We start from the raw sequence: 17,205 nt of genomic DNA, 5'->3' as shown, positions 1-17,205 counted from the left end.
CTCCCGACGGCTGACGGTGCTAAACGTTCAGATCGATGCGCTGTGCGCCCGTGACGCCGTCGTAGCGGTCGGGACTGCACGTCAGCACGATCACCTGACCGTGGGCGCCCACGGTGTCGAATACCTGCCCCATCTTGGCCAGCCGATCCGGGTCGGTGAACCCCAGCGCGTCGTCGACGACTACCGGGACGGAGTCCTCCTTGGCGACCAGAGCCGCGCCGGCCAGCCGCGCCAGAATGCCGAGCTGCTCCTTGGCCCCGCCCGACAGGGATTCGTAGGGCACCGTGACGCCGTCCAGCGTTCGGCTGCGGATGCACAGATCGCTGTCGATGTCGACCTCGAACGTCGGCCCGAACACGGGACGGCCGAGCCGCTGCAGTTCGGTGCGGTAGGGCTCGACATAGCGCAGTCGGGTGGTGTCGCGGTGCCGTGCCATCACCGACCGCAGTAGCTCCGCGGCCCGGGCCCGCTGGCCGACCCGGGTGTGTTCGCTGGTGGCGTGTTCGAGTTCCGTCTCCGCCGCGTCGAGCTTGCCGTGGCGCCCCTCGCTGCCGATGACGGAGAGTTCAATGCTGATCTCGCGCAACGCGCGGGCGGCGTCTTCGTAGCGATCGTCCAGCGACTCGGCCGCCTGCTTGGCGTCGGCCAATTCCGCGGCCACCGCGTCGGGTGCCGCGGCGGCCAGTTCCTCGGCCAGCTCGGCGGCGCGCTGCTGCGCCGTGGCGGCGGCCCGCTGGCTCGACTCCGCCGACGCCGAGAGATCCTCGTCGCTCACTGACGCGCGCTCGAGGGCCAGCTGGTTGGTCGCCCTTTCGAGCTCGGCGCGTTGAGTGGCCGCTTTGTCGATCAAAACCGTTGCCCGGGTGGATGTCTCAGTCAGCCGTGATGCGGCCGCCACCGCGGCATGGCGACTTGTCTCGCAGTCTGTCTCCGCGGCCGCCCGAGCGGCGTCGGCCGCGTCGAGTTCGCCGCGGGCGGCGGTGATATTCGTGGGTTCCGACGGCTGGTCAGCGTGCAACTGCGCCAGCCGCGAGCGCAGCTGGTCTACGCCTTCGTCGCCGCACAGGCCGGACAGCGTTGCGTTCAGCTGGTCGCGGCCGCTCTGCAACTCACGACGGCGTTGGTCGGCGCGTCGCGCGGCCGTGAGGTCGGCTACACCTGCGGCGGCGAGTGCGGCGGCCAGCTCCTGTTGTGCCGCAGCATGTTTGGCCTGAACATCGAGCGCGGTCGCGCCGGGCGTGATCCGCGCGGTCAGGACCCCGGGAATATCGACTTCGGTTGGGCCGGTGGCGGTGGTGGACCAGGTTTGACCCGCCGGCAACGTTATCCGTTGGTCGCCAACGGCGAGCTCGAGGTCGGCGACGGCGGTGAACTCAACGGCCGCCGAGATCGCGGCCAGCTGGTCGGCGCCGCGATCGACTGCGGCCGCGGCGCTTTCGATGCGATGCAGCAGCTCCTCCGTCATGACGAGAGCGGCGAGCTCTTCGCAGACCCGGTCGCGGTCGCGCTGGATAGCGTCGATCTTGGCCAGCCGGGTGCTCAACCGGTCGGCCTCCTCGAGGTCGGCGAACCGGTCGACGGCGCGCCTCGCGGATTCGACGCGGCCTTGCAGCTCCGCCAGGGCCTGGGCGGCCTTCTCGGCCGCAGCGGCGGAGGCCTCGGCTTCGGTGCGTGCCGTCGACTCGGCATCGGCGGCTTCTTGCGCCTCGGCCTCGGCGGCGGCGACAGCCGCGGTGCGGGTTTGGATTTCGGTGAGCAGCCGCGACCGTCCGCTGTGCGCGACGGCCGCCGCGGCGCTGGTCGCGGCCGCGGCCTCGGCGACGAGCTTGGCTTCACGCGCCTGGCGGGTGAGTTCCGCGATCTTGTCGGCGGCGGCCTGCGCGGCGGACAACCGCGGGCCGGCGGCCAGGCGCAGCTGCGACAGCTCGGCCACTTCCTCGGTCAGAACGGCGTGGCGCCGGACCCGGTCGTCGACCTCGGCGACCGCCGCCACGCATTCCGCCACCGCGGCCTCGGCGTCGGCCAGCCTGGAGATCGCGCCGGCCCACTCCCCGGTGGGCCGGCCGGTTGGGGTGAAGTAGCGCGCGTACTCGGTATCGATCCGCTCGATGAGCAACGGCTCGGTGCCGGAGAGTGCCGCGTCGGTGTCGGATTGCGCGGCCGCCACGTCGAGCGCACGCGACAGCGCGTCGCAACCGGATAGGTCCACCGCGGCGGTCGACGCGGCCTGCAGCACCCGCTGGGCGTGCCACAGGTCGTTGTCGACCGTCTCGGCGAGTATCGCCCGGACGCGTTCGTGCGCCTCGTCGCCGGTCAGCTGTTCACGCCGGGGCGCCAGCACCGTCAATTCGGTTTCGCATTTCTTGTGGAACCGCTTGCGATAGATGAAACGATAAGCACCGCAGCTGATTTCGGCAGTCACCTCGGAGCCGACGTCGCTGTTGGTCGGCTTGACCTGCTTGACTTCCTTCTTCGTCGAACGGTCCCTGGATTCCAGCAGCAGATCCAACGCTTCGATCATCGACGACTTGCCGATCTCGTTGGCGCCGCTGACCACGACCACTCCGTGGTCGGGAAACTCGATCTCGCGGTGTGCGATGCCGCGGTAGTTGGTCAGGACCAACCGATGCAGCTTCACGCGGCGCCCCGATCGGTGAGCCGCAGCAAGAGCGCCAGCGCGGCCTGCGCGTCGACCGCCGATTCGGTGTCGCCCTCGCGCGCGGTTGCCACCAACTCCTCGACGGCTGCGGCGGCGAACCCCCCGATGCCGAGGTCGGTGAATTCGCCGTCGGCGGGTATCACGGCCAGATCGGTGTGGCTGTCCCAGGTTCGCAGGTGGGCGAACAGCCGCGCGTATCGGTCCAGGCAGGCGTCCAACGCGGCGCGGTCGGTGACGGTCAGCGAACCCGTCAGCGCCAGCCGCACCACGGTCCGGTCCTTGTCAGTCAACTGGTCGAGGTTCATGTCGAGATCGGCGATGTCGCGGCTGGTGTCGACCTGGCGCTGCAACGTGACGAACCGCCAGCGGCCGATGTGCCGGGCCGTTACGGATACTTTGCGGTGTTCATCGATGTCGACGACCAGGACGTGGCCGGGGTCGGATTCGACATCGTCGAAATTGGTGACTTCCGGCGATCCGGAATACCAGACGCGGGCGGTGTCGCCGACCTGGGTGAGCGAATGCTTGTCCCCCAGTGCCACATAGTGCAGCGCGCCGCGGGCCAACGCCTCCTCAAGCCGCGCGAGGCGAATCAGCGAGGGCTTGTCTCGATCGGGGTCCAGCACGTCGACGCCACCGTGGGCGACGAGGATACGCGTGGCCGGAGCCGGGGTTAGGCCCTCGAGGACTTCGGCGACCAGGTCAGTGGTCGGGGCCTTGGACCGCCACGGCACGGCGACGATCTCCACGCCGGGCCGAACCTGATGGATGCCGGCTTCATCGAGCACCACGACGTTGTCGGGGCGTTCGGCGGTGAACAGTGCGCTGGTGTAGACGGATGACGCGTCCAGCGGATCGTGGTTGCCCGGCAGTAAGTAGACCGGAATGCCTATGGCGCGCATGGCTTCCAGGGACTGGCCGATCACCTGCGGGGCGAGCTGATTGTGCTCGAAGACGTCACCCGCCACCACGACGAACTCGGCGCCCACCTCGGCCGCCAGCGCCCCCAGGCCGGCCACGGCGTCACGGCGGGCCGCGGAATACCGCGGCTGGGCGTCGCCGGCAAGAAAGTGCCTGGTCATGCCCAGCTGCCAATCGGCGGTGTGCAGGAATCGCATCCGGGCGGCCGCCTTTCCGAAACTGCGTGGCTATCGAGGCACCGCGAGTCTAGGTCCGGACACCGACAAGTCGGGGGACGCGCACCGGCATGCCTCCGGGCGTCCTCATCCGGCCTTTCCGCCGCCGAACGAGTGACCGCATGTTCGACTACGCCGAGTGAATGCCCGACGCGGTTTGCGCTCGGGCGGGATGAAGCCACCCTCGTCTTCCCACCTGTGGATCTGCTTGGCGGGGATGTCCGATAACTCGTGGTGCATGAGCACCGATTTCAATTTCTCGGTGAATTTGCCCATGCCAGGCACCCCGCGCCCCCGATGGCTCACCCGGGACGCGCCTCGCGATCCAGTTGGCGCGATGCGCTGGGGTGGCGACCACGCATGGCCCGGCGGTGTCAGTTGCCGCATGGCTTCGTCCAGCGATGCCGCAGCGGGAAAGGCGTGGTTACCATTGTCGGTATCCAGCAGCCGATCGACCGCGCGGCTCGTCACCAACGCCCATCGCAAACCTTCGCGCTGGCAGGTTTCGGCAACCTTGACCAATGCTCGGAAACCGTCGCTGCCAAAGAAATCCACAGAGTAGAGGTCAATGATTAGCGGCCGGTCGCGGGTGGCCAGGTCGTCGATGTGGTCGCTCAGCCGCTCGGCGTTGTGGGCGTCGAGCGCGCCGCGCACCTCGACGATGGTCATTTCCGGCCGGAAATGGGTGCGCAGCGACATGCCGGCGTGAGCGGCGGCCAACGAGCAATTGCGTGCAAGCTGTCGCGCGTAACTATCGGTGTCGCGATACTCGAGAATAGTTGACATTGTGGCGGAATCCTTCCAATTGTTCTGTGCTAGTTACTATCCGGGCTGCATAGCGCGCCGTTATTTCACTTCAGCTGTGTGGATGCCATAGGGAACGGCTTCCAGGAGTGTGACGGTGAGGGCGGCGCCGCTGGGCAGGGTGTAGGTGCGACGCTCGCCGGGGCGTGCGCCTTCGATGGCGGCGCCGAGCGGAGATCGGTTGGAGTAGACGTTCATGTCGCCGTATTCGGCTCCGCGCACACCCAGTAGGAAAGTTTCGGTGTCGCCGGTCTCGTCGTAGCGAATGGTCAAAACCATGCCGGGTTCGGCAATCCCGTCGTCAGGTGGATCCACACCGACGACGGCGTTGCTCATCACATCATGGATCCGTTGAATACGCGCCTGCCACGCTCGTTGCACGGCCACATTGTTTTCAACGATATCACCGTCAGCCGTTGCGGCGCAACATAGCTCACGAAGGGTGGTCAGTTCCCTTTGGAGCCGCTCGTAGCCTTGCGGCGAAATCCACACGCGCGTTTGCGGGTTGGTCATATCTGTTCCTTTCGTCGCGTGACAATGATGATCATGGGCTGGCCCGAAGGGCGTTAGGTCCCCATTGAGCAGTCGCGATACATCCGTGAAAAAGACTGCGGCCCATGTCGTTTCGCCACATATATCCCACAGGGCACCGCCTTCAGCAGCGTCACGAGCCGTCCGGCCTCACCAGGAATTGCGTAGACGCGCTGATCGCCGGGACGGGCACCGGCAATCATGCGGCCCAGCGGCGATGCCATTGAGTAGACCTTGATGCCGGCGTCGTCCACGTCAGACCTGCCGAGCAGAAATGTTTCGGTGTCGCCGGTGTCGTCGTAACGGACGGTCAACACCATGCCCGGTTCGGCGACGGGGTCGAAGACGGCTTCCGCACCGACGACCACCGCGTTGCTCAGTAAATCCTCGATCTCGCGGATGCGTGCTTGTCGCGCCGAGTGGCGCGCGGCGCGATTCGCGTCGTAATCCATGAAGTCGTCGGGAACCTCGATGCCGCGGCGCGAGCGGTGCGCGGCAAGTTCGTCGTGCAGTCGGGTGTAGTCGTGGTGCGTCATCCGGACGCGTTGGATGGTGGTCATTGGATTGATGTCCTTTCGTATCGAGGGCGTCGTCGGGGGGGGGCCGCCCGGGGCCCCCCCCCTGACCACTCGGGGCACGTTATGGGCGAAATATTCGCTGCGGGCTTAGCCCGCGTGACGCGAAAAGTGCCGGGGGCCGCCTAATTCCATGATGGCTCGCGCAGGCGCCGCACTGTTTGCCGGAAACGAACAACGGCGCCGTCGAGCATTGTCGCGACCCGACAAAGCTGCTGCCGCCGTGCCCGATAGCGACCACCGCGTGCGCGCGTGCTGACCTATCGTCGCTCGACGAGGCGATCGAAGCTCTGTTGCCATTGGTCGTAACGGAGTCGGTCAAGGGTGATTCGTGCGCGGGCGAACAAAGCCACCGCCATGAGGCTTATGGCCCACCAGGTCGCGGCCGCGAAGGCCACCGCCTCGGTGCGGGCAGTGTTGACCGGTTGGGCCACCGGATGGCCTCCGGCATCTACCCAAATCTCAATATCGTCGCCGATCTTGGCCGTCAGCGGTGCTGTGACGTCGCCGGAGCGTTCGGCCCCGGAAGCAATCCATCGCGCAGGAACCGTGACCGTTGGGCTTTCAAGGTCCCGGCGCGGATGACTGTCCCCCGTGATAGTCGCGGTCACCGGGCGGCGGGTTTGGACCTGTTCGGCGTAGGCGCGGCTTCGAGAATCGTGGACAGCGGTGCCCACGGCGGCACTGATAGGCACTGCGATCAATGACACCACAACGACCAACACCAAAATCAGTCCCTCCACCCGATCCGTGGCGCGTACCAACGGGTTACGACCAAACAGCCGTACAAACAGCGTCCGCGGCAACGGCACGGTGAAGGTCTCCATCGCGCCGTCGTCGCCGGGTCGGCGATCGCCGATCCGGCGATGACCGGGCTCTGAGGTGGACATCGAACGTTTCCCATCGGAGAGTGCGGGGGTTTGAGCCAGTGCAAGGCGGCCGAACACCGGCCGCCACTCGAACCTGGCCCTGACTTGGCAACCCCCATGATGGTGTGAATCGCTGCCGCAAGCTTTGCCGCAGCCGGACAACCACGCTGCCGCGCTTTGTCGAGCTACGACAGCGCACCTGATCAATCGGTGTCGATGGCCGCGAGTTCTATCATCATCGCCAGCCGCTTCCTGGCGTCGTCTAACGGCAGATCGGTGATCTCGGCCATCTTGCGCAGCCGGTAACGCACGGTGTTCTCGTGCACTCCCAGACGTTCACCCGCAGCGGTGGGGTCGCCCTGGGCCTCGAGCCATGCTCGCAGCGTGGCCACGTAGTCGGTCCCGTTGGCTCGGTCGTGGCGGCCTAGCTCGGCCACCGGCCCGCGCGATGGGGACCGGCCCGAGCGCGCCGCGGTGCGTAATCGCTGCAGCAGGATGTCAGCCCACGACTCGTCATAGACCGGAGGCGCCGCGCGGGGCGACATCTCGTGCAGCGCCAAACATTCCTCGGCCTCGTCGCGCGCGGCGGCGAGTTCAGTCACCTCAGCCACCCCGCTGATACCGGCCAACACCGTGGCCCGTTCGGGAAGGGCCGCCCCCAAACCGCTCACCCAGCGCCGCGCCGTCGTTGCCTCGTCCCCGGGAAGCACGGTGTAAACGGTGTTGCCTGCCAACGCGCTGCGGCCCGGACGTGACCAGCCGAAACCCATGGTCGCGCGCTCGAACGCGAGCAGCAGCGCAGCATCGCGGTCCGCTCCGACGAACGCTCGGAGTGCAATCACGCGCAATGGGCCGTGCGGCAAACCCAGCCTGCTGGCCACGGTGGCGGCATCAGCGGTGCCCTCCAGTAGGCGGATCACCAGCTCGGATTCGACATGACGCTCCAGGTCCGCGCTGGCCCGCGACCGCAGCAGATGCAGGGCCACCGTGTGCGCACCGTCGGCCAAGGCGCTTAGAGCGCCGCCTTCCAGCGGCGCCGAGCACGCGACCCAAACCGACCCGATAAGTTCTCGTCCTGAGCGCACCGCCACCACCATCCGGCCAGACATGCCGCGCTCGTTGTCCTCCGCGACAAACAGCGGATCGTCGGAGTCCGCCAGATGCGCGAATACTCCACGGGCCTCGAACAATGCGCGCAGCTGCTCCGGCGTCTGTCGCTCGAGGATTGTCGCAACCCGCGCAGCGTCGGCATGCCGTTGCTGCCTCGAATACGCCAACACCCGCAACAGCCGATCGTGGATTACAACGGCACCGCCGATGACATCCGCCAGACTGTCCGCCAGCGCGAACAAATCGGTGGGGCCGCGGCCGGACTCCGTCTCACGGCCCTCCATTACGAGTCCGTAGACAACCGCCGCGACTTCGCTCCAGGCCATCTCCTCGTCGAGAACCATGATCGCGAGAGCCGCGTCCGCACCGTCGAAAGTGACCTGCTGGCCGTCGCCGCGCACCAGCACCACGACGGATCCAGCAGAGGCTGCCCACTGCACAGCTTGGGCCACGGTGTCTGCACCGATGGCCAACAAGACGTCGCCGACCACGGTGTGGTCACCCGCGGTCTCGTGGATAACCACGCTGCGCAATTCCGTCGATCGCGGCACAGACGACCACTTCAGGCGGACGCCGTAATCGCCCAACACATTCACCAAGCGGTCCAACGTAATCACGAGCCGCTCCCCATACCATCGACCACAGCGACATTGCGGTGACCGTTAACGAACTCTAGACACGACGCGTCGTCGGCGACAGCGCTCAAGCCGAACTTCGAGCACTAACGTGAGTCGGGTGAATGGGCAACGCACCCTGCTGCTGATGCGGCACGCGAAGTCGTCGTACCCGGATGGCGTCGTCGATCACGACCGGCCGTTGGCGCCGCGGGGCATCCGCGAGGCCGGGCTGGCCGGCGACTGGTTGCGCGCCAACGTGCCCCCCGTCGATGCCGTGCTGTGTTCGACGGCCACGCGTGCCCGGCAGACGTTGGACAGGACGGGCATTGACGCCATGGTGCGATACAGCGAGCGACTCTACGGCGCCACCCCCGGCACGATGATCGACGAAATCAATGGTGTCGCCGACAGCGTCAACACCCTGCTCGTCGTCGGGCACGAACCGACAACCTCCAACGTGGCGATCGGCCTAGCGGGCGCCGAGGGCACCGATACGGCTGCGGTGCAACGCATTTCGGAGAAATTTCCGACGTCGGCGATCGCGGTGCTGAGCGTGGCCGGCTGCTGGAAAGGGGTGGAACTCAACCGGGCCGCGCTGGTCGCCTTCGAGATACCGCGCTGACCTAGGAGTTGGTGGCCAGCGTCAACTCCATCAGCTTGATGGCCTGCGCACAGGCGTCGATACCGGGCGCCTGGGGATTCACCCACCAGCCGACCACCCCCGCCGCGTCGCTGGCCACTCCGCACGCGCCGTTCGGATCGTCGGGGCGCATCACAATCGAGTTGATGCCCGCGATCTGACGGCTCTCGACCTTGTACCTCAGGAAGTCAGCAACCTTGCGCTCGTTGCCCAGGCTGCCCTGTTCGAACCAGAACCTGGTGATGTCGATCAGTCCGGCGGGGTTGGCCGCCTGCCACCGGCAGATCGCGCCGACGAAGGTGCTCTGGATGTCGAGCGGATCGGCACCCACGGTCTTGGCCAGGATGTCGGAGGTCAAGACCTCGCATTCCTTCAGCAGGTTGGGGTACTGCTGCTGGGAGTTGTTATTGGGGGACGGGCCGCCCGCCTTGATGGCCTTACCGCCGACCGACCGTGAACAACCGGTCGCCACCATCAGCGCGATGATCAACACGGCGACACCGCCACGCACGCCTCGGCTGCTCATTTCGCGTTCGCAATCGACTGACGGGCCAGTTCTTTGGCTATGTCGCACGGCGGCGGGAACGGCTTCTGGCTAAAGCTGATCGACCATTCGATGAAGTCGTCCTGGAATTGGATCCCGACCTCGCACAGCGAGTCGCCCAGGTTCGGTTCGTTGCCGACGGCGATGAAACCCCCGTGGCCGTTGATGTTGATGTCATCGACGCTCGCCCGCGACAGCTCCTCGGTCTTGCGTTCGCGACCGATCGGGCTGCCGCGGTACCAGGAGAAGGAGAAGTGCGGGCCGAGAATGCCGCCGCCCGCCAGCCACTGGCACCCAACGGAGTTCCGGGCGGTATTGATCAGTCCGTTTACCTTGGTCAGTTCCGCCACCGTCTGATCGCCGACGCCGCCGCATTGCGGGAACATCGGCCCGTGGTGACCGTCCCCGCTCCCAGGTTCGGTCGATGAAGTCGCGCCTGGTTTGTTGTCGCCGGAACTCGAGCACCCCGCAGAAATCAGGATCGTGGCCGACGCCGCGACGGCGAGCGCTGTCAGGTTACGACGCACCGATACTCTGCTTCTTCTCAGCCTGCTGCCGGTCCACACGATGCCCCACACGATGCACTGTAGCGGCAGCCCCGCGGGTCAACCACCGACGCGCCCGCTGAGCTGGCAATTCAATGCCGTTGCCGGATGCGGCGCGAGCGCGCAACCGTCCGGCGGTGCTCGGGACCGGGACCCCTGCCATATGCGACAGTTACCAAATGCTCCTGGCACTGCTGCGCCAGTACATCCGGCCGTACCGTCGGCTGGTCGCGGTGCTGACGGTGCTCCAGATAATCAGCACCCTGGCGACGCTGTACCTGCCCACGGTCAACGCGGCGATCATCGACGACGGCGTCGCCAAGGGCGATACCGCCGCCATCCTCAGCCTCGGCGTGCTGATGCTCGCGGTCACGGGTGTACAGCTGTTGTGTTCGGTCGGGGCGCTCTACGTCGGCTCGCGGACGGGGATGGGCTTCGGCCGCGACCTGCGCTGGGCGATGTTCGAACACGTCACCACCTTCTCCGAGCGCGACACCGCACGGTTCGGCGCACCGACGCTGCTGACCCGCAGCACCAACGACGTCCGGCAGATCCAATACCTGGTCCAGATGGGGGCCACGGTTCTGGTCACCGCGCCGATCATGTGTGTCGGCGGCATCTTCATGGCGATCCATCAGGAGGCCGCGCTGACGTGGCTGCTGCTGGTCAGCGTTCCGATCCTGGCCGTGACCAACTACTGGATCATGTCGCACATGCTGCCGCTTTTCCGCAGGATGCAGAGCCTGATCGACGGCATCAACCGGGTGATGCGCGACCAGCTTGCCGGCGTCCGTGTAGTGCGCGCGTTCACCCGCGAACGCTTCGAGCGCGACCGGTTTGCCCGAGCTAATGCGGCACTGTCGAACGCGTCGCTGAACGCCGGCAACTGGCAGGCGTTGATGCTGCCGGTGACCACGCTGACCATCAACGTGTCCAGCGTCGCGCTGATCTGGTTCGGCGGGTTGCGCATCGATCGCGGCCAGATGCAGGTCGGCTCACTTACCGCGTTTCTGGCCTACTTCACCCAGATCCTGATGGCGGTGCTGATGGCGACGATGACACTGGTCATCTTGCCCCGGGCGTCCGTGTGCGCCGAACGGATCACCGAGGTGCTGTCCACCCGCCCGGCGATCGGCGATCCGCCGAGCCCCAAATTTCCGCGCGACGGGATCACCGGAGTCGTGCGCGTGCAGAACGCCACCTTCACCTATCCTGGCGCGGATCGCCCAGTGCTGCAGGACATCTCGTTCACGGCGCTACCCGGCAGCACCACCGTTATCGTCGGAAGCACCGGCTCGGGAAAGTCGACGCTGATATCGCTGATCGCCCGGCTCTACGACGTGACGGCCGGCGCCGTCCTGGTCGACGACGTCGACGTCCGCGACTACCACACCGAGCGACTCTGGTCCGCGATCGGGCTGGTCCCCCAGCGCGGCTACCTCTTCTCCGGCACCGTCGAGGAAAACCTGCGTTACGGCAAGGTCGACGCGTCAGACGAGGAGATGTGGGACGCGCTGCGAATGGCGGCCGCCGAGGGATTCGTCCGGGCACACGACGACGGACTGCGCATGCGGGTCGCCCAGGGTGGAATCAACTTCTCCGGTGGGCAACGGCAGCGGCTTGCCATCGCCCGCGCGGTCATCCGCCGCCCGGCCATCTATCTCGTCGACGACGCGTTCTCCGCGCTCGACGTGCACACCGACGCGCAGGTGCGCGACTCGCTGCGCGCGATATCGGCGGGCGCCACCATCATCGCTGTCACGCAACGAATTTCGACCGCCGCCCAGGCGGACCAGGTGATCGTCGTCGACAACGGGATCATGGTCGGTTCGGGCACCCATGAATCGCTGCTGGCCGAGTGCCCCACCTACGCGGAATTCGCCGACTCGCAGTCCGTCGGCGCCGGGGTCGGGGACGCACAATGACGGCGGTGACCAGTAGGCCGACCCGGGGCGCCGCGCCGGCGCCGGCCGCGCGGTCCCGCGATTTCTGGGGTTCGGCGATGCGGCTGGTGAAACAGCTTGCGCCGCAACGAGGGCTGGCCACCGCGGTGATCTGCCTCGGTATCACCGGCACGGCGATCGGCGTCGTCGTTCCGCGAATCCTCGGCCATGCCACCGATCTGCTGTTCAACGGCGTGATCGGCCGCGGCCTCCCGGCCGGTATCACCAAAGCACAGGCCGTCGCTGCGGCCCGCAGCCGCGGCGACACGGGCTTCGCCGATCTGCTCTCGGGGATGAACGTGGTGCCGGGCAAAGGGGTGGACTTCGGCGCGGTGGCCAGCACGCTGGCGGTGGCGTTGGCGCTGTATCTGGTTGCGTCGCTGCTGATTTGGATACAAGCGCGGCTGCTGAACCTCACGCTGCAGCGCACCATGGTGGCGCTGCGTTCCCAGGTCGAGGACAAGGTGCACCGACTGCCACTGGCCTACTTCGACGGACGGCAGCGCGGCGAGCTGCTCAGCCGGGTCACCAACGACATCGACAACCTGCAATCGTCGCTGTCGATGACGCTCAGTCAGCTGCTGACGTCGATCCTGACCATCGTGGCGGTGCTTGCGATGATGGTGTCGATCTCGCCGCTGCTGGCGCTCATCACCTTGCTCACCGTGCCGGTCTCGCTGCTGGCCACGCGCGCGATCGCCCGCCGTTCGCAACGGCTGTTCGCGGCGCAGTGGAAGAGCATCGGACGGCTCAACGCGCACATCGAGGAGACCTACAGCGGGTTCACGATCGTCAAGACGTTCGGCCACCAGGCCGCGGCGCGCGAGCAGTTCCGCGGTTTGAACGACGACGTCTACCACGCCAGCTTCGGTTCCCAATTCTTCTCCGGTCTGGTCGCACCGGCGACGACGTTCGTCGGCAACCTGGGATACGTTGCGGTGGCCGTGATGGGTGGGCTGCAGGTGGCAACCGGACAAATCACCCTCGGCAGCATTCAGGCGTTCATCCAATATGTGCGGCAGTTCAATACCCCGCTGAGCCAGGTCGCCGGGATGTACAACACCCTGCAATCCGGAGTCGCTAGCGCCGAGCGGGTGTTCGAGCTGCTCGACGAGCCGGAGGAGACTCCGGCAGCCGAGCCAGGTCCCGAGCCGGCCGGACCAGCCGGTCGATCGGGGCCGAGCGGACGGGTCGAGTTCGAGCGCGTCAGCTTTGCCTACCGTCCGGGCACCCCGGTCATCGAGGACCTGTCGCTGGTGGCCGAGCCCGGCAGCACGGTGGCGATCGTCGGACCGACAGGGGCCGGCAAAACCACCCTGGTGAACCTGCTCATGCGGTTCTACGACGTCGATTCCGGCCGGATCCTCGTCGACGGGGTCGACATCACCACGATGAGCAGGCAAACGCTGCGCTCGCGCATCGGCATGGTGCTGCAGGACACCTGGCTCTTCGACGGGACGATCGCGGAGAACATCGCCTACGGGCGGCCCGAGGCCAGCGAGGACGAGGTGGTGGAAGCCGCCAAGTCGGCCTATGTCGACCGGTTCGTGCACACCCTGCCCGCCGGCTACCAGACCCGGGTCGGCTGGGACGGCGGCAACCTCAGCGCCGGCGAGAAGCAGCTCATCACGATCGCGCGCGCGTTTCTTGTCCGCCCGCAGCTGTTGATCCTCGACGAGGCGACCAGCTCGGTCGACACCCGCACCGAGACGCTCATTCAGCGCGCCATGTGTGAGCTACGCCAGGATCGCACGAGTTTCATTATCGCGCACCGTCTTTCGACCATCCGCGACGCCGATCGCATTCTGGTGGTGCAGTCCGGCCGGATCGTCGAGCAAGGCAATCACGCAGAGCTCCTGGGCCGCCGGGGCGCCTACTACGCGATGGCCCAGGCCTTTTCCGAATCCACGAACTACTCACCAGAACGACGGAAGGACTGGTAAGCGCGATGGCGGACAAACGTCTCGAATTCGGCCTCCTCGGGCCGTTAGAGATGAGCGTTGACGGCACATTGGTGCCGTTGGGCACGCCCAAGCAGCGAGCGGTGTTGGCCATGCTGCTGATCAATCGCAACAGTCCGGTGGGCGTCGAGCGGCTCATCACCGCCGTGTGGGAGGAGCGGCCCCCGTCGGGCGCGCGGGCCAGCATTCACTCCTACGTGTCCAACCTGCGCAAGCTGCTCAGCGGCGCCGGGATCGATCCACGAACGGTGTTGGCGGCCGCGCCCCCGGGCTATCGACTCAGCATCCCCGAGGACGCTTGCGATCTCGGGCGGTTCATCACCGAGAAGACCGCGGGCGTGCACGCGGCCGCCGCCGGCCGCTTCGAACAGGCCAGCCGGCACCTGACGGATGCGTTGGCTCAATGGCGCGGACCGGTCCTCGACGACCTGCGCGACTTCCAGTTCGTCGACACCTACGCCACCTCGCTATCCGAGGAAAAGATGCTCGCCCACACCGCGAAGGCGGAAGCCGAACTCGCGTGCGGGCGGGCGGCGAACATCATCGCCGAGCTCGAGGCCCTGACCGCCGAACACCCCTACCGCGAGCAGCTGTGGGCCCAGCTGATCACCGCCTACTACCTCACCGACCGCCAATCCGACGCGTTGGCCGCCTATCGCCGCGTGAAAACAACCCTCGCCGACGACCTCGGCATCGACCCCGGCCAAACCCTGCGCGATCTCAACGAGCTCATCCTCCGACAGGATCCGTTGGACGCCAAGAAATCGGCCAAAACCACCGCCGTCGGCACGATCACCGTGCTCGACCAGCGCACCCAGGTGCCGGGCCAGAAGGCCGTCGCGTATCTCGACGAAGCCTCGGGGCGCCGCTACCCGCTGCTGGCGGCCGCGACCCGGATCGGGCGGCAAAGCGACAACGACATAGTCCTCGATGGCGCCAACGTCAGCCGACACCACGCCGTCATCGTCGACACGGGCACCAGCTACATCCTCAACGACCTCCGGTCATCGAACGGCGTGCATGTGGGGCACCAGCGGATCCGCTCGGCCGCCACCCTCAACGACGGTGACCACATCCGCATCTGCGACCACGAATTCACGTTTCGGATCGCCGCGGCCGACAAAACGGGCGATACCACCCAGGTCTAGGCGCGAGGCCGAATACGGTTGCGGTGCACGGCTTTTCTTTCGCGGCCTAGCATTTCGACAGCGCGGCACCGCTGCGCGGCCAAGCCGCATGACAACCACCACAGGGCCTTGTCGGTGTGTGTCGTTTCCGCCGGCATCCGGCCGTATGGTCGCTGGGTCGCAGGCCGGTTGTTATAGGTGATCTGGGCGAATGTGGGCAAACTTGTTGGTATGGTCGGCGGGTCTGGGGTTGGTTTGGAGGATCTGGGATGAGTGACGGTCAGGCCTCGCGGGTGGGGTCGATGTTTGGTCCTTATCACCTCAAGCGGCTGTTGGGCCGTGGTGGCATGGGTGAGGTGTATGAGGCCGAGCACACCGTCAAGGAGTGGACGGTGGCCGTGAAGTTGATGTCGGACACCTTTAGCCGCGATCCGGTGTTTCGGGAGCGGATGAAGCGGGAGGCCCGTATTGCCGGGCGTTTGCAGGAGCCCCATGTGGTGCCCATTCATGATTACGGCGAGATCGATGGCCAGATGTTCATGGAGATGCGTCTGATCGAGGGCACCGATCTCGATAGTGTGCTCAAGCGGTTTGGTCCGTTGACTCCGCCGCGGGCGGTGGCCATTATCGCCCAGATCGCGTCGGCGCTCGATGCCGCTCATGCGGCCGGGGTGATGCATCGAGACGTCAAGCCGCCCAACATCTTGGTCACCCGTGACGATTTTGCTTATCTGGTGGATTTCGGTATCGCCAGTGCGACCACCGATGAGAAGCTGACCCAGTTGGGCACGGCGGTGGGTACGTGGAAATACATGGCGCCGGAACGGTTTTCCAACGATGAGGTCACCTATCGCGCCGACATCTATGCGCTGGCGTGTGTGCTCTATGAGTGCTTGACCGGTTCGCCGCCGTATCGGGCCGACAGTGCCTCGACGTTGGTCACCGCGCATCTGATGCAGCCCATCCCCCAGCCCAGCACGGCACGCTCGGGCATCCCCAAGGCCCTCGACGGCGTGATCGCACGCGGCATGGCCAAAAAACCCGAGGACCGCTTCGCCAGCGCCGGCGATCTGGCCCTGGCCGCCCACGAAGCCCTCTCCGACCCCGACCAAGACCACGCCGACAACATCCTGCGCCGCAGCCAAGAAGCCACCCTGCCCGGCGCACCGTCGCCTGCCGCGGCATCCCCGAGCCCGCCGGCGCCGGCGCAAGACGCGCCCCCGCCGTATGCGGGCGCCGCCGCGCCCGGTTCGGGCCCGACGCCGCCCGCGCAACCCGGGCAGGCCTGGGGACCACCCAGTGGCCCGGTGCCCGCGGCCGGTCAGCCCGCCGCGTTTTATCAAGGCGCCGGCCCCAACTGGGGCGCACCCCCGCCCCAACAATCCTGGAACCAACCACTCAAACCCAAACGCAACCCCTGGCCCCTCGTCGCCGCCGCCGTGGCGCTGGTGGTCGTCCTCGTCGGCGCCGCCATCGGCATCGCAATAGTCATGGGCGGCAACGATGACAACAACCCGCAGGCGCACAGCACCACGACGACGGCCCCCACCACCACGAAGACCTCGCGGTCCACCACCACCACGACCCCGGGCGGCGATCCCCAAGGCAAGCTGCTCAGTCAGCTGCCCGCCGGCTACGCCAGCGGCACCTGCACCCCGACCACCCCGAAGCCGAACAGCGTCTGGGTGAACGCGGTGGCCATGGTCGATTGCGGGCAGAACACCAACCCGGGCGGCCCGTCTCGCGCGGTGTACGGACTGTTCGCCAACGCCGATGTCCTGAAGAAGGCGTTCAACGACGACATCGCCGCCGGTCAGCTGATGAACTGCCCCGGCGGCGGACCGTCACCGGACAGCTGGCACTACGACAAGAGCCCGACCGTGACCGCCGGCATGGTCGCCTGCGCCACCTACAAGGATCACCCGAACGTGGTGTGGACCAACGACGCCAAACTGATGCTCTGTGACGTCTTCGGGGACCCCCCGACAATCGAGGACCTGCACGGATGGTGGGAGAAGTACGGCTGACCCATTGCGCGGCAACGGATACCGGCACTCGGCTACGGGCGGTATGGTCGGCGGGTCTGGGGTTGGTTTGGAGGATCTGGGATGAGTGACGGTCAGGCCTCGCGGGTGGGGTCGATG

The 17,205-nt window shown here is 66.7% G+C and carries 14 protein-coding genes; 5 read left to right on the top strand and 9 right to left on the bottom strand.

Annotated features, from left to right (window positions below; all coding sequences use genetic code 11):
- Positions 1-19 precede the first annotated feature (19 nt).
- The 7 genes from A5747_RS18485 to A5747_RS18455 form a co-directional block, all read right to left on the bottom strand.
- Positions 20-2,638, bottom strand: coding sequence for an ATP-binding protein (locus A5747_RS18485; RefSeq protein ID WP_076126896.1), 2,619 nt, complete (start codon positions 2,636-2,638; stop codon positions 20-22).
- Positions 2,635-3,777: an exonuclease SbcCD subunit D gene (locus tag A5747_RS18480; protein ID WP_076126894.1), complete on the bottom strand. Its 1,143-nt coding sequence runs from the start codon at positions 3,775-3,777 to the stop codon at positions 2,635-2,637. The genes A5747_RS18485 and A5747_RS18480 overlap by 4 nt, the downstream gene beginning before the upstream one ends.
- Before the next feature lie 105 nt (positions 3,778-3,882).
- Positions 3,883-4,494, bottom strand: a complete 612-nt coding sequence (locus A5747_RS18475) for an STAS domain-containing protein (RefSeq protein WP_076126892.1) — start codon at positions 4,492-4,494, stop codon at positions 3,883-3,885.
- 147 nt (positions 4,495-4,641) lie between these two features.
- A complete protein-coding gene (locus A5747_RS18470; protein WP_076126890.1) occupies positions 4,642-5,112 on the bottom strand; it encodes a GreA/GreB family elongation factor in 471 nt (156 codons plus the stop codon).
- Between the two features lie 53 nt (positions 5,113-5,165).
- Positions 5,166-5,690, bottom strand: a complete 525-nt coding sequence (locus A5747_RS18465; protein WP_076126888.1) for a GreA/GreB family elongation factor — start codon at positions 5,688-5,690, stop codon at positions 5,166-5,168.
- A 275-nt stretch (positions 5,691-5,965) separates the two neighbouring features.
- The gene (locus A5747_RS18460) at positions 5,966-6,532 is read right to left on the bottom strand and encodes a hypothetical protein (protein ID WP_233148081.1); all 567 of its coding nucleotides are present in this window, start codon (positions 6,530-6,532) and stop codon (positions 5,966-5,968) included.
- Between the two features lie 245 nt (positions 6,533-6,777).
- Positions 6,778-8,301: a CdaR family transcriptional regulator gene (locus A5747_RS18455; RefSeq protein WP_076126884.1), complete on the bottom strand. Its 1,524-nt coding sequence runs from the start codon at positions 8,299-8,301 to the stop codon at positions 6,778-6,780.
- A gap of 118 nt (positions 8,302-8,419) precedes the next feature.
- Between A5747_RS18455 and A5747_RS18450 the strand changes: the two genes are divergently transcribed.
- On the top strand, positions 8,420-8,923 hold the full coding sequence (locus tag A5747_RS18450) for a histidine phosphatase family protein (protein ID WP_076126881.1): 504 nt from the start codon (positions 8,420-8,422) through the stop codon (positions 8,921-8,923).
- A 1-nt stretch (position 8,924) separates the two neighbouring features.
- Here A5747_RS18450 and A5747_RS18445 read toward each other — a convergent pair whose 3' ends face one another.
- Both A5747_RS18445 and A5747_RS18440 read right to left on the bottom strand, forming a co-directional pair.
- The gene (locus A5747_RS18445) at positions 8,925-9,467 is read right to left on the bottom strand and encodes a DUF3558 domain-containing protein (protein ID WP_076126879.1); all 543 of its coding nucleotides are present in this window, start codon (positions 9,465-9,467) and stop codon (positions 8,925-8,927) included.
- Positions 9,464-10,012, bottom strand: a complete 549-nt coding sequence (locus A5747_RS18440; RefSeq protein WP_076126877.1) for a DUF3558 domain-containing protein — start codon at positions 10,010-10,012, stop codon at positions 9,464-9,466. Before A5747_RS18440 ends, A5747_RS18445 begins: the two co-directional genes overlap by 4 nt.
- A gap of 197 nt (positions 10,013-10,209) precedes the next feature.
- Here A5747_RS18440 and A5747_RS18435 point away from each other — a divergent pair, with 197 nt between their 5' ends.
- The 4 genes from A5747_RS18435 (at position 10,210) to A5747_RS18420 (ending at position 17,088) form a co-directional block, all read left to right on the top strand.
- Entirely contained in the window at positions 10,210-11,955 is a 1,746-nt protein-coding gene (locus A5747_RS18435) for an ABC transporter ATP-binding protein (protein WP_076127300.1), read from the top strand.
- 5 nt (positions 11,956-11,960) lie between these two features.
- A complete protein-coding gene (locus tag A5747_RS18430; RefSeq protein ID WP_369805139.1) occupies positions 11,961-13,916 on the top strand; it encodes an ABC transporter ATP-binding protein in 1,956 nt (651 codons plus the stop codon).
- Between the two features lie 5 nt (positions 13,917-13,921).
- A complete protein-coding gene (gene embR / locus A5747_RS18425; RefSeq protein WP_076126874.1) occupies positions 13,922-15,082 on the top strand; it encodes an ATPase/transcriptional regulator EmbR in 1,161 nt (386 codons plus the stop codon).
- A gap of 248 nt (positions 15,083-15,330) precedes the next feature.
- Positions 15,331-17,088 carry a serine/threonine-protein kinase gene (locus A5747_RS18420; protein ID WP_076126872.1) on the top strand — a complete coding sequence of 586 codons (1,758 nt, stop codon included), beginning with the start codon at positions 15,331-15,333 and terminating at the stop codon, positions 17,086-17,088.
- Positions 17,089-17,205: the final 117 nt, after the last annotated feature.

Origin of the sequence: Mycobacterium sp. IS-836, from assembly GCF_001954275.1 — a bacterium.
Taxonomy (GTDB): domain Bacteria; phylum Actinomycetota; class Actinomycetes; order Mycobacteriales; family Mycobacteriaceae; genus Mycobacterium.
The sequence above is the reverse complement of the archived record's forward strand: the minus strand, read 5'-3'. Positions and strand labels throughout refer to the sequence as shown.